Annotated in this window: 13 protein-coding genes; 2 read left to right on the top strand and 11 right to left on the bottom strand. The window is 69.4% G+C overall.

Features of this window, described 5'->3' with window-relative positions; translation table 11 throughout:
- Window positions 1-4 precede the first annotated feature (4 nt).
- The 10 genes from BCD48_RS51715 to BCD48_RS36455 form a co-directional block, all read right to left on the bottom strand.
- Window positions 5-169: a hypothetical protein gene (locus BCD48_RS51715; protein ID WP_157910605.1), complete on the bottom strand. Its 165-nt coding sequence runs from the start codon at window positions 167-169 to the stop codon at window positions 5-7.
- A gap of 91 nt (window positions 170-260) precedes the next feature.
- A complete protein-coding gene (locus BCD48_RS55170) occupies window positions 261-497 on the bottom strand; it encodes a hypothetical protein (RefSeq protein ID WP_071052952.1) in 237 nt (78 codons plus the stop codon).
- Window positions 498-512: 15 nt separating this feature from the next.
- Entirely contained in the window at window positions 513-749 is a 237-nt protein-coding gene (locus tag BCD48_RS36425; protein WP_083419743.1) for a hypothetical protein, read from the bottom strand.
- 144 nt (window positions 750-893) lie between these two features.
- Window positions 894-3,125, bottom strand: coding sequence for a cell division protein FtsK (locus tag BCD48_RS36430; RefSeq protein ID WP_071052953.1), 2,232 nt, complete (start codon window positions 3,123-3,125; stop codon window positions 894-896).
- 105 nt (window positions 3,126-3,230) lie between these two features.
- On the bottom strand, window positions 3,231-4,055 hold the full coding sequence (locus BCD48_RS52665) for a DUF2637 domain-containing protein (RefSeq protein ID WP_071052954.1): 825 nt from the start codon (window positions 4,053-4,055) through the stop codon (window positions 3,231-3,233).
- Window positions 4,052-4,435: a hypothetical protein gene (locus BCD48_RS50085; RefSeq protein WP_071052955.1), complete on the bottom strand. Its 384-nt coding sequence runs from the start codon at window positions 4,433-4,435 to the stop codon at window positions 4,052-4,054. The genes BCD48_RS52665 and BCD48_RS50085 overlap by 4 nt, the downstream gene beginning before the upstream one ends.
- Entirely contained in the window at window positions 4,432-5,046 is a 615-nt protein-coding gene (locus BCD48_RS50090) for a DUF6284 family protein (protein ID WP_071052956.1), read from the bottom strand. Before BCD48_RS50090 ends, BCD48_RS50085 begins: the two co-directional genes overlap by 4 nt.
- A complete protein-coding gene (locus BCD48_RS55175; RefSeq protein WP_274536621.1) occupies window positions 5,043-5,165 on the bottom strand; it encodes a hypothetical protein in 123 nt (40 codons plus the stop codon). The genes BCD48_RS50090 and BCD48_RS55175 overlap by 4 nt, the downstream gene beginning before the upstream one ends.
- Before the next feature lie 215 nt (window positions 5,166-5,380).
- Window positions 5,381-6,595 (bottom strand): helix-turn-helix domain-containing protein, encoded by a 1,215-nt coding sequence (locus BCD48_RS36450; RefSeq protein WP_071052957.1) that lies wholly within the window; start codon window positions 6,593-6,595, stop codon window positions 5,381-5,383.
- Window positions 6,592-6,909, bottom strand: a complete 318-nt coding sequence (locus BCD48_RS36455; protein WP_071052958.1) for a putative quinol monooxygenase — start codon at window positions 6,907-6,909, stop codon at window positions 6,592-6,594. Before BCD48_RS36455 ends, BCD48_RS36450 begins: the two co-directional genes overlap by 4 nt.
- A 268-nt stretch (window positions 6,910-7,177) precedes the next feature.
- On the opposite strand from BCD48_RS36455, the gene BCD48_RS50900 reads away from it, so the two are divergent.
- Window positions 7,178-8,380, top strand: coding sequence for a hypothetical protein (locus BCD48_RS50900; RefSeq protein ID WP_131804171.1), 1,203 nt, complete (start codon window positions 7,178-7,180; stop codon window positions 8,378-8,380).
- A 1,211-nt stretch (window positions 8,381-9,591) separates the two neighbouring features.
- The gene (locus tag BCD48_RS36460; protein WP_071052959.1) at window positions 9,592-10,233 is read left to right on the top strand and encodes an NAD(P)-dependent oxidoreductase; all 642 of its coding nucleotides are present in this window, start codon (window positions 9,592-9,594) and stop codon (window positions 10,231-10,233) included.
- Window positions 10,234-10,557: 324 nt separating this feature from the next.
- Here BCD48_RS36460 and BCD48_RS36465 read toward each other — a convergent pair whose 3' ends face one another.
- Complete coding sequence (locus BCD48_RS36465; RefSeq protein ID WP_241842274.1) at window positions 10,558-12,000, bottom strand: pyridoxal phosphate-dependent decarboxylase family protein; 1,443 nt, start codon at window positions 11,998-12,000, stop codon at window positions 10,558-10,560.
- Window positions 12,001-12,139: the final 139 nt, after the last annotated feature.

Here is a 12,139-nt window from a genome sequence, read left to right on the forward strand (position 1 = left end):
CGGCCTACCGGCGGGCGCGCTGTGGCGCGGGCTGGGCGGAGGTGTCGCGGGTGGGCTGGGCGGGCCGGCAGAAGTAGCGCTGATGGGTGGCCAACAGCTCGTCTGCTTCGGCCTGGGTGGTGACGTTGTCCGAGACTGCGCCGCAGTCGCCGCACCGGTAGCGGGCCATGATGGGTACTCCCTTGCTTGTTCTTGTCGGGCGGGTGAGGGCCGGGGCGCGGCGACGTTCTTGGCGGAGTGGCGCCGCGCCCCGGGCGGATCTAGCGGCGGAGGTGGCCGCCGACGACGGCGATCCCGGCCAGGGTGAGTACGGCGAGGGCGGCGGTCAGGGCGATGGCGGCGGGCTGGTGGTGCAGCGGGTAGCCGCCGGCAACGGTGAGGGCGAGCCGGGCCGCGCGGGTGGTGGCGGTGCGGGTGGTGGCGGCGAGGCGGGCCAGGGCGCGGCGCAGGGTCGGCCAGAGCGCGGCGGCGGCCAGGGCGAACAGGACGGCGGTCATAGCAGGGCTCCCGGGCTAGCGGAGGCGGCGCAGGGCGTTGGTGGCGCGACGGCCGGCGCGCAGGGTCAGGCCGGTGTGGTCGCAGTGGCGGCACGGACGGGGCCGTCCGGTGAACCGGCCGGTGGTGCGGGTGGTGCCGGCGCAGTGGCGGCAGGGGCGGAACGGCCGGATCCAGCACAGAACCCCGTAACCGACAGTGACGATCAGCAGGGGCAGGGCGAGCGGGACGAGCAAGCTCGGGTCGGGGGTCACGGAGGGCCTCCAGGGCTGTTTTTGGGCGCGTTTGGCCGGGGGGTGCTAGCCACTAGTGGGCTGGCGGGGGTTGGTGGGGGGTGCTAGCGGGGGTGCTAGGTCTAGCGGGGGTGGCCGCTAGACCTAGCGACCCGCCGGGGCGGGTTAGCCGCTCCGCTTCCGCTCACGCTCAGTGATCGCGGTGAGGATGTCGGCGTGGGTGACGCCGCGGCGGTTGCCGCCCTTGCCGGTGGCCGGGTCGGTGCCCCAGATCTGCCCGACGGTGATCCCGTGGGGGGTGAGGGCGGCGGTGAGCTGGGCTGGCTTCCACCCGGTGTAGGCGTCGGGACGGTGCTCGGCGAGCAGGCTGCACAGGGTGTCGTTCCAGACCTTGTCCTCGCCCAGCGGCCAGACCGCGGCCACGTCGGCGAGCACATCGAGAACCTCGGTAGTGCGGGTCCGCTCCGCCGGGGTCGGCAGGGTGCCAGCCTCGGCGCGGAGCTCGACCGCACGGGCGACGACGCGGACCAGGTCCGGTCCGGCGACGTAGAACGACCGGTCGGCGCCGGGCTTGCCGAACCCTGCGAGGATGCCCCAGCCGGCTTCGGTGACCGGCTCGAACACGGTGGCCCGGTAGCCGTTCTTGTACGCCGACGTCCCCAGGATCATGTCGTTCGCGGTCTGGTCCGCCACCGACAGGCAGAACCGCGAGTTGACGTTGCGGGTGATCCCCGTCGGCAGGCTGTCCTTGTCGGGGATCTGGGTACCCAGCAGGATGATCACTCCGAGGGCGCGGCCCAGCTTGATCGCCCGCTCCAGGGTCTCCCCTGCCGCCTTGCCCCAGCGGGACACGAACAGTTCCTGTGCTTCGTCGATGAAGACCACGAGCGGGTGCAGCCCGGAGCCCTTGAGGGAGGCGAGCTGTGGAGTGACTTTGCCTTCGGGGGCCATGCCGCGGGCGCGGTAGTAGTCGATCCGCTCGGAGCGGCGCTGGCACTCGGCGTAGACCCAGTCGACCATCCCGGCGGCGCGCTCGATCGTGGCCTCGTCGAAGCCGTTGCCGTACTCGGCAAGGACCGGCTCGAAGTCGGCGAAGTCACCGACGCCCTTGAGTTCGTAGCCGCGGATCTCGGCCCGGGGGTCGAGGGCGGCGGCGGCCACGAGTAGCCGCAGGGCGAACGTCTTGCCGGAGCCGGGCTGGCCGCCGAACAGCCAGTTGCGGAACATCAGCGACACGCAGACCGTGGTCATCCGTGGGGTGGTCGCGAACGCGAACGGCTCGAAGACGTCGACCTTGCCGGACCGGATCAGCGGCCAGGCAGGGGGGCGCATCTTTGACGCAGGCTCATGGCCCACCCACAGCGCCAGCCGCCCGGTGTGCCCCGGCGACGGCTCAGGCCAGACCTGGTCGAGCGGTAGGCGCAGGCCGGAAGCGAGCCGGCCGCGGCGGGCGACGACCTCGGCGGCTTCCACGCCGTAGGGCAGGTCGACGATGGCCAGGTGGCCGGGGCCGTCGCGGTGGATCTCGACCGGGAACGAGATCGCCCCCGGGTCCTTCGCCACCGCGGAGTTGATCCCGGCCAGGCCGATCGAGGTCAGGGCGCGGCGGACGAGTTCCGCCGTCAGCTTGCGATAGGCCGGGCCGTTCGTGACACGGTCGAGAATCGGCCGGTCCGCCGGGCGGCCCAACCGCGCCAGACCGACCACCGTGCCAACCAGCACGGCGAGGCGGACCAGCGACGGCCACGGGCCGAACCAGACCACCAGGTAGGCCACCAGCACCAACACGGTGCTGATGCCGAGGATCGGCCAGCGGGTCGTGGACTGACGCTGGCGGGCGCGGTCGAGCTGCAGCCATGCCGCGGTGTCGTTGCGCCGGGCCGCGTCCTGCCGCAACGCCCAGTTGCCCTCCTCCGCCGACGCCCACCGCAGCAGCCGCCCGACGAGGCGGAACCCGCCCACCATCGCCCACCACACCGTCAGCAGCGCGTACTTCGGCGCGCGCAGGGCGTGGAAGCCAGCGGCGTAGCCGACGTTGCGGGAGGTCTGGCGGGCGGCGGTGCGGACCGCGACGCGGGAACGCAGCCAGGCCGGGACAATCGGCGCCCGCACCGGACGCACCCGCCCCGCCGGCACCGCCGTCTCGTCCGACGGGTCGACCGGCACGCCCAGCGGCGCCGGCTCGACCGCGACCGACTCGCGGTCCTCGCCATCGTCGCCGGGGTCGGTGGTGGGCGGGGCGGGGACCGGGCGCCGGGCGCGTGCCTCTGCCAGGTCCACGACCTCACCCCCCGGCCCGGCGGTCGGGTCGGCTGGGTCGGTCGGGCTGGTGGGGTCGGTCCACCCGTCGTCGGGGTCGGGGCTGGCGCCCGGCCCGAACGGGTCTGTAGTCGTCATGATGGTGGTGGTCCTTCCATGCGGAGGGGCAGGACCGGGGCGCGGCGGGTGAGTCTTGGCGGGCTGAACCGCCGCGCCCCGGGGAACACGGGCTGGTCGGGCTGGTTAGGCGGCGACCGGCTCACGGGCCGCCGGCACCGCCGGGACGTCGCTCACGGTCGGCGTGGGTGCCGGGGTGCGCAGGCCGGCGGTGTCGAGTAGCCGGGTGGCGCGCTGGTGGCCGATCCCGAGCGCGGCGGCGGCGCGGCGGACCGGCACCGTGCCGTCGGGGGCGCGGGGCAGGTCGCGAAGCGCGGCGATCAGGTCGGCGTCGGTCCGCTGAGGGGCGCGCTTGCGGTCGGGGTTGCGGGGTGTGCTCGTCTGCGTCCGGCCGGTCCGGGCCGGCACACGCTTCGCGGTGCGCTCCGTGGTTGGCGTGGGTGTCGGGTCGGGGGTGGATGTGAAGGCGGCGGCGGTGACGGTGTCGAGCGCCAGGTCGAGCACAGCACCCACCGCGCCCGCGGGCGACGGTGCGGGCTGGGTGTTGTCGAGTTCGGCGCGGATGCGGCCACCGGTCTCCAACAGGGCGATCGAGGCGACGACCACCAGGCCATCGACCGACAGCGGCAGCAGGTGCGCGGAGATCGCGGTCTCGCCGTAGCGGGCGGCGACGCTGACCATGTGGAAGTAGGAGACGTACGCCGCGACGCCGGCCACCGCCGCCGTCGCCGCCCGGCCCACGAACGCCAGCACGAGACGGTGAACCGGAACGCGGGAGATCAGCTCCACCGTGATCAGCAGGGCGACCGGCGACCACGCCGACATCACCCGCCCCACGATGCTCGGCTGGGCGTGCAGCACGTTCGCCGCGATCGACGCGGACACCCCCAACGTCAGGGCGACCCGCACCCCCCACTGGAGACGGCGCAGACGGTGTAGACGGTCGTTCACTGGTCCTCCTCCAGGGTGTCGAGCGTGGTGAGTTCGGCGCGGAGCTTGGTGGCCTGGTCCGCCCACCAACCGGGCACGGTCGTGCTGGTGGTGGCGTACCGCTCGGCCTCGGCAAGCCGGGCGGTCAGCACGGTGCGCCGGTCGGGGATCTCGTCCACCACGGCGGCCACCGCCAAGGCGCGGCGCAGGCTGACCGTTTCCGCGTCCTGCGAGTACGCACCGGTCAGGGTCGACTCGATGGAGGCGGCCATCAGGCCGAGTGCGAACGCCCGCCGGCTGGCCGGGGCGTCGTAGTGGGCGAGCATCGCCCGCGCACCGTCCAACTCGGCGGCGGTCAGCTCGACCGCGGGCGGCCACGTGGAAACGGTCCGGGTGGTCACGCCGCACCCCGTAGCGGGTGACGACGGGGACGGAACCGGCCCGGCCCGGCAGGCTCGAAGTCGGTGGCGACGCTCGCCAGCCGGCGGTGGGCCGTGTCGAGACGGAGGGTGGCGAGGGGGCCGCCGTACCCGGCGGCGAGGGAGGCTTCGGCGTCGACCACGGCAAGTTCGGCGTCGATCAGCGGCCATTCGGCGTCGATCTCCGCCAGGTCGCCGGGCGTCGGCTCCCGGTCGGCCAGGTCCGCGGACGACTCGTCCGACGCGAGGCTGGCCAGCATGTCGAGGTCGGTGAACACCGCCCACAACACGAGACCCACCTCGGCGCGGGTGAAGACCGCTTCGACCTTGACCGCCCTGCCGCTGTCGCCGAATGGGCGCGCCGACAGTGGCACTTCCAGACGGGCGGCGTAGCGCAGCAGCGCGGCAAGGCGGCGAGCCTCATCGGGGTCGTACACATGCAGGTCGACCGCGGTCTTCCGCGCCGGCACCGACACATGCACCCCCGGCGCGCCGCCGCCCAGCAGGTCGACGACTTCGGCAGCCACCCGCAACGCGGCGGCCTGCCGGCCGGCCCGGACATCCGGGCCGGCCACCACGACAGAGGCGGTCACTTGCTACCGCCCGACTGAGAACCCCGCTCCACCAGCTCCCGCGCGAGCTTCTCGACGGCCTCAGCCGTCGCGTCCGCGAGGTTGTCGGCCGACGGGGCCGTGTTCAGGGCATGCTTCATACGGGTCTGACCTCCTACACAGGTCGGATCAAGACCCTGGCCGGGTGCGGGAACACTCGGCCGGGGTCGGACCTTGGCCCTCGGCTGGTGCGGGAACACCAGCCGAGGGCCGTTTTCGTTGCGGTTCAGCGACTTAGCCGGTGACCCGCACCCGAAGTATGGGGTAGCACCCTTAGTGCCGTCTAGACCTTCCTAGGATTTTTTGTGCGACCTAGTCACACGGGTACGCCACAGCGGTCGGCTAGGCCGCGAAGCTCCAGGTCGTCGCGGCGGTCCGGACCCTGCAGCAGATCCCGCACGAGCACTCGCACGCGTGGATGGTCGCGAATCTGCTCCGGCGCGATCCGCTCCGCCTCCAGCAGTGCGGTCACTGCCTCGCCGCGGGCGCGACGCTGCGCATTGGCTCGCGCGACGTCGATCAGGAAGCGCGCCCGCCGTTCCGGCGACAGCCCATCGAGGTCAATGTCGGCTGCCCGTTCCAGGGCCTCGCCCGCGTCACCGAGCTCGACCGCGACCGCGACCGCGTGGATCGCAACGTTCGCCGGTCCGAACTCGGTGTTGAAATCGTTGCGACCGGCGCCGACCGTTGCCGCGAGCCTCTCGGCCTCGCCGATCGCCTCTCGGGTGCCGGACCGGTCGCCGGATCGCGCGGCCACGACTGCCCGGACCAGGCAGAGCGCGCCAAGCACCGATGTGGCCGGTTTCCCGAGGTCGGCCGACCGCGGGCGAAGCGCGTCCGCGCCGACGGTCGCCGCGTGGCGGGCCTGGTCGAGCCGACCGGCGCTCAGCAACGTCTGCGCCAGCCGGTACTGACCAGCCGCCACCAGCGCCGGATCGTCCGCGCGCTCGGCCGCGAACAGTGCGCGGTCGGCTGTCAACCAGCCCGCTTCGAGGTCATCCACCTTCGCGAACACCGCGCCGACCGCCTGATAGGCACTGGCCAACGCCGCAGCGATCCCGGCACGCTCGCCGGACGGCGCCGACCGCACCGCCTGCTCCAGATCGATGATCAGCGCGGCCAGTGTCGGCACGACTTCCGAGTACCTAGACGCGTGGACTAGGTCCCACACACCGTCGACCCGCGCCCGCGCGTCCGAGCCGGTCGCGCTCCTGCCTGGTGGTCCCGGAGCAATCAGCGCGGCCAGCGCCGGGTGGCCAGTGACCGCCAAGCGCAGCGTCGACCACCAGGGCGCCGGATCGGCAACCGCCTCAACGGGCGCGCCCGGCGAGAGTTCAGCCACCGGAACGTTCAGGGTGTCGGCGAGCAGCTCCAACACCGACATCCGGTCGACCTTGCGAGCGTTCCGCTCGACCTGCGAAACCCAGCTCTCCGACCGGCCGATCAGCCGCCCAAGCTCGACCTGAGACAGCCCACGCCGCTTCCGGTGGTACGCGACGCGTTCGCCCAGCGTCGGGGACGCCTCGGTCACTTCGCGCCCCCGGTCACGCCCTTGTCGTCGATCAGCGAAAGGAACTCGACCCGCGGCGGCGCAGCTAGGAACTCCTCCCGCGCCGCGAGGAACCGCATCACGTGCTCCTGGCGCTCATGCTCGTCGAACGCCTCGCGGCTCCGGTACAGCTCGTAGAAGATCCGTGCGTCTGGATCTTCCTCAACGGCATGCGTCGCGTAGACCTGCGTCCCAGGCTCCAACGCCACAATCTGTGGCAACGTCTCTGCGACCAGGCGGTCGAACCCCTCCGCCGCCCCGGGTCGCAAGGCGAACCGAACCACCAACCCGAACATCGAGCCTCTTCTCCTTGGGTACGACGCCAGGCAGCTCAGCGTCGACGACCCCACCATCCTGACACAGCCCGCACCCTTAGGACCATCTAGCATTTTTTGTGCGACCACAGCTCTCGTAACGCCCAAGGATGGCCGCCTTATTTCCTCCCCAGCGAGAGTCCACGCACTGGATGACGATCAACCTTCAGCCGCGACCACTCCGAGCGGTGCCGAAGATTCATCGCGGTAGGATCGCCGCCAAGTTCCAACTGCTAGACGGGGGCTAGTGATGGCAAATTCACGACCAATTTATTCATGGAGAACAAAAAGAAATACCCGCAGATTGCTTGGCAAAGTCCGGAAAGACTTAAGGAGGCTTGAGCGCCTCGACCTGCTTTCCGAACCACAAAAGCTAGCACTAAGGCCGGCAGTTGTTCGCGCGAAGATTTTCCAAGAATTGGTGACAAGCTACGATCGCACCATCGTAAATTTAGTGATGATACCCCTAACGCTATTGCTATTGATACTGCTCATCAGTAGGGCTGTCGATGTATCCGGAGGCGAAATATCAGGCACGTCTCTGCGTGCAGCTATTGCCGGGGTCGGAATTTCCCTTGTAGTACTCGAAGGGTTTCGGAATCGCATAAGAGGAATTCTAACATCAATCTTTGTTTATCTCGGCATATTGTGCCTTTTGGTAATTCTCTACTTAGCAAATGACGTCGGTCATCATTTTGAAAAATCCTCAGAAAAATCTTGGATACCGTGGCCGTCGTGGAACATCAAAATTAGTCACGATTGGCTCAAGGATGTAGCCATCGGTCTGGCCGGCGGAATCCTCATCGCGCTGTCGATGATCTTTCTTTCGATCGCCTTGTCTGTAGTAGAGACGCGGCTTTTCAACGCAGCAGTTGTCCGCCTCGCTCCGGAACGCTTAGTAATAAGTGGGCTTATTACGGCGATACTTTCGATTGGTTCGACCGATACACAACTTTCATGGAAACGACGAATCCGGGCGGCATCGGCGTTAACAGGCTCCGCCAAAGCAATGGACCATATGGGACGTAAGACCCCAATGACAGAGGTGGCCGAGGGATTTCGACGCCGCGCAAACTACCTGCGCGGAATGTCGGGGGCGCTCACTCTTTCCAAGGAGAGTACCCAAGGAGATACTGTCACCCATTTGATGGCGTTCACCATTGAGGCTACCCGAGGAAACCTTAGCCACATACCCGAAGCTGAGGGAGAGTCCGCGGTGATGTCCAGTCGCCGCCTTGCACTTCGTTCCACAAGGGCAGTGCTTGTCGGACTATTCCCCATAGCCGCTATCCTCACAATTGAGAGATTCGTCGCCGGATTTGATGGTCCAGTGGTCGACTATTTGAAAATTACCGCAGCCACCTGGCTTATCGTTTCAATAACGTCGATAATCGACTCGTCTAGTTCCCAGCGCATTCCGCTTATTGGAGGCTGGCTAAACCGTCCGTCCTAGCCAGCCGGCGTCGCCAGCCAATGGGCAACCAGGCTCGTCGGACGTCCGGCGTACGGACGTCCGCAGCCACTTCTAGGCGGTGTGGCCGGGGGCCAAGATGCGAGCGTTTGAGACCCGGGCCGTAGGGCACGGCGCCGGACGGTAGCGCCCCGCAGGAAAGGCGCCGGCCTGCGGCTCTCTCGCTCCCGTCCTAGATCGAGCAGGGCGCGTCCGGCGGTCTCAGTTCTGGTCTCGTTCACCAACGTTCGGTACCGGTCACGATCGGTCGAAGACCGATGAGACGCCTCATCTAGACCACGGCGTATCTTCCTGGACGGCAGTGAGCAGACCTCGAAAGCGTGTGAGGGGGCAACCCCTCCGTGGGTTCAAATCCCACCTCCACCGCCCTGTTCGGTGACCCTTTGGGTCACCTTCCCGGAGTCTCGATGTCTGCTCCGGGGGACGACCCCCGGACCCCCGATGTAGGGGCTTCGCCCCTACGACCCCCTCGGCTCGCCGCCTAGCGGCGGCATTTGACCCTTCGGGTCACCTTCCCCGAGTCTCGATGTCTGCCCTGGAGGACGACCCCGGACCCCCGATGTAGGGGCTTCGCCCCTACGACCCCCTCGGCTCGCCGCCTAGCGGCGGCATCGGGCTGGGCGGTCTGGCTGGGGTTCTTTGCACGGACGCCTTCGGTTGCTTTTCCTTTGACCGCCCTTCGGGCGTTGTCGGCTGTGCGGGCGGTTCTCGGTCAGGTCATCCACGGCTTGGTGAACCTTTCGGGCAGAGGCCGCTTCCGAGCCTGGCTATGGCCTTCATCGCGGTGGCCGGGAGGCCGGTGTGGGTGGCGCCGATATCAGGTGGCGGCTCGGGTGTCGGGACGACGGCGCGGCGGGGCTGGAATTGGGCCCGGGTACATCGGCGGGGCTGGGTGGGGTGACCGGTTTAAACGGCTTTGGGTGGTCGGCTTTGGGAGTTCGCGGGGCGGGGATGCGCCGACGCGAAAAATGGGGTGGCGGCCCGGTCTGGCGGGTATACCCATCGGTCGGGTTGCGGCCGCGGCAGGGCGTGCAATAGTCGTGACGAACAGAAAAACAATGCGTGACCATGACTCCGCGGAAGGCCACCACGCGACGAGAAAATGATTTCTGAACGGTCGCGGACCAGGCGTGGGAGAAGGACTTTCGGCGGGGTCGGCGCGCACAACCGATCCCAGCCAGGAGGTACCGAGAATGGCAAGGGTTGTGGTGTTCGGAGCGAGCGGCAAGATCGGGCAGTCCGTCGTGAGCGAGGCGATCCGGCGCGGCCACCAGGTCACCGCGGTGGCGCGCGACGAGGCGAAGCTCGCCAAGCTGCCCAGAAAGGCCCAGTCCGCCGCCGGTGACGCCACTTCGCGTGACTCGGTGTACAGCCTCGCGGACGGCGCCGACGCCGTGGTCGTCGCGATCGGTGGAAACGACAAGAAGGTCTGGGTGAACGCCGCCCGCACCATGATCGACGCGATGAGCAAGCTGGGCGACAACGCGCCTCGTCTCATCCACGTCGGCCACGGGGGCACCCTCGAGGACGGACAGGGTGCCCGCATCCTCGACGACCCCGAGTTCCCGAACGGCATGCGCAAGGACGCGCAGGGCCAGGCGGAGGCGCTCGACGCGCTGCGTGCCGCCAAGAGCGTGCGCTGGACGGTCGTCTGCCCGCCGCCCGTGAACCTCGCCCAGGGCAAGCGCCGGGACACCTACCGCACCGGCACCGACCAGCCGGTCCGTGATGGCCGCGGCAACATGGCGCTGTCGGCCGACGACCTCGCCGTCGCGATCTGCGACGAGATCGAGAAGGCCAAGCACATCAACCAGCGCTACACCGTCGGCTACTGACCGGCGGGCGGCGGCCGGCGGGCGCGGAGTTTCGCGGAGTTTCTCTGTCAACCGCCGGCCGCCGACCTCCCGGTGTTCCCACTGATTCCGGACCAGCTAGGCCGCGCCGTCCGTCATTGTGTCGGGCAGCGGTCCAGACCAGTCCCTGAGGAGTTCGAGACGGCGATCCGGAGCCGCCACGGAACAGATATACGCACCGCCACGGCCGGCGTCAGCGTCGACGCGGGTATCCGGGCGGCGCCAGTCTTCATCGCAATCGCCCCCGGGGCCGCCCAGCGTCGCGCGGTTCCCGGGGGCTACTTTTTCGCGCGAGCCTTGGCGCGGTTATGGATGCGACTGGTCCGCCCGGGCTCGGGCGCGGCGGGCCGCCAGATCCTCCGTGAGCGGCGGCGATGGGTCGGCGCGCATTGTGTCGAGAATCTCGGCGGTGTCCTTCGGAGTCGTCAACGGCGAGACGATCGCGAAACGGGCGAGTGTCTCGCCCTGGTGCACCGTCGGAGTGACGAACGCGAAACCATCACGCAGCAGGCGCTCGGACCAGGCGTGGTAGTCGCCCGCGGACCAGCCGAGCCGGCGGAACACCACCACGGACAGCTCGGGCTCGCCGACGAGCTCCAGGTAGGGGGCCTCGCGGATCTGTTCCGCGCAGGCAGCCGCGGTGGCGAGCGCGCGCTCGATCGCCTCGGCGTAGGCGCGGGTGCCGTGCACCGCGAGCGAGAACCAGAACGGCAGGCCACGGGCTCGCCTGGTCAGCCCCACCGCGTAGTCGGTGGGGTTCCACACGTCCGGCGCGTCGAGCACCTGCAGGTAGCCGGCCTGCTGGGTATGAGCGGCCCGGGCAAGCGCCGGCTCACGGTAGATCAGCGCGCACGCGTCGAACGGCGCGAACAGCCACTTGTGCGGGTCGACGATGAAGGAGTCGCACAGTTCCAGGCCGTCGAACCGATGCCTCGCGGACGGCGCGGCCAGAGCGGCCAACCCGTATGCCCCATCGACATGCATCCACAGCCCGTGCGCTCTGGCCACCTCGGCCAGCCCGCGCAGGTCGTCGACGATGCCGAACTGGGTGGTGCCGGCGGTGGCGACGACGGCGAACACACCATCGCGCCGGTCGGCGGGCAAACCATCGAGAGCGTGGGCGAGCGCGGGGCCGGTCAGCCGTCCATGCCCGTCGGAAGGCGCGTCGACGATGTCGACATCCATCACCCGCGCGGCCTCGGCCAGCGACGAGTGTGCCTCCTGCCCACAGGCAAAGCTCCACCGACGCGGTGAGATGCCCGCCGCGGCGCACCTCGCGCGGGCCGCATGGCGAGCGGCGACCAGCGCGGACAGGTTGCCGACCGTCCCACCGGGCACGAACACGCCGCCGGCCGTGGCTGGGAGGCCCGCCAGGTCGGTAAGCCAGCGCAGCGCCTGGTTCTCCGCGAAGACAGCGCCCGCGCCTTCGAGCCAGCTACCCGCGTAGATCGACGAGGCACCGACAACCAGGTCGAACAGTATGGCGGCCCTGGTCGGAGCGGCGGGGATGAACGAGAGGTAGCGCGGATGGTCCGTTGAGATGCAGGCGCGGGCCAGCACCTCGTCATAGAGGCGCAGCGCCTCGACACCACCGAGGCCGTCAGGAGTGACCGTCTCACCCACGGCGGCGGCGAGCTGGGCCGGCGACCGCGGCGCGTCCAGAGGCGCCGGGTCAAACCGCATCCGTTCCTGCGCGTACGCGATGACAGCGCGGGCCAGCTCGGCCGTCTGGTCGTCGTAGCGGTGCACAGTCCTCCCGTGCTCCAGCGCTCGCCATCCGGCCGCTTACACCCGCCTGTTTGTGGCGCGGCGCTTCTCCTACCGATTCGCGCGGCGGCGGCCACGGGTTCGGCGTTCTTCCGGTTCAGGGCGGCGAGACCCGCGGTTG

This window comes from Pseudofrankia coriaricola (assembly GCF_001854805.1).
GTDB lineage: Bacteria > Actinomycetota > Actinomycetes > Frankiales > Frankiaceae > Pseudofrankia.

What these genes read in the sequence shown, in the direction of transcription:
- BCD48_RS51715 (WP_157910605.1), bottom strand. Translation starts at nt 169, where the DNA reads ATGGCCCGCTACCGGTGCGGCGACTGCGGCGCAGTCTCGGACAACGTC.
- BCD48_RS55170 (WP_071052952.1), bottom strand. Translation starts at nt 497, where the DNA reads ATGACCGCCGTCCTGTTCGCCCTGGCCGCCGCCGCGCTCTGGCCGACC.
- BCD48_RS36430 (WP_071052953.1), bottom strand. Translation starts at nt 3,125, where the DNA reads ATGACGACTACAGACCCGTTCGGGCCGGGCGCCAGCCCCGACCCCGAC.
- BCD48_RS55175 (WP_274536621.1), bottom strand. Translation starts at nt 5,165, where the DNA reads ATGAAGCATGCCCTGAACACGGCCCCGTCGGCCGACAACCTCGCGGAC.
- BCD48_RS36455 (WP_071052958.1), bottom strand. Translation starts at nt 6,909, where the DNA reads ATGTTCGGGTTGGTGGTTCGGTTCGCCTTGCGACCCGGGGCGGCGGAG.
- BCD48_RS50900 (WP_131804171.1), top strand. Translation starts at nt 7,178, where the DNA reads ATGGCAAATTCACGACCAATTTATTCATGGAGAACAAAAAGAAATACC.
- BCD48_RS36460 (WP_071052959.1), top strand. Translation starts at nt 9,592, where the DNA reads ATGGCAAGGGTTGTGGTGTTCGGAGCGAGCGGCAAGATCGGGCAGTCC.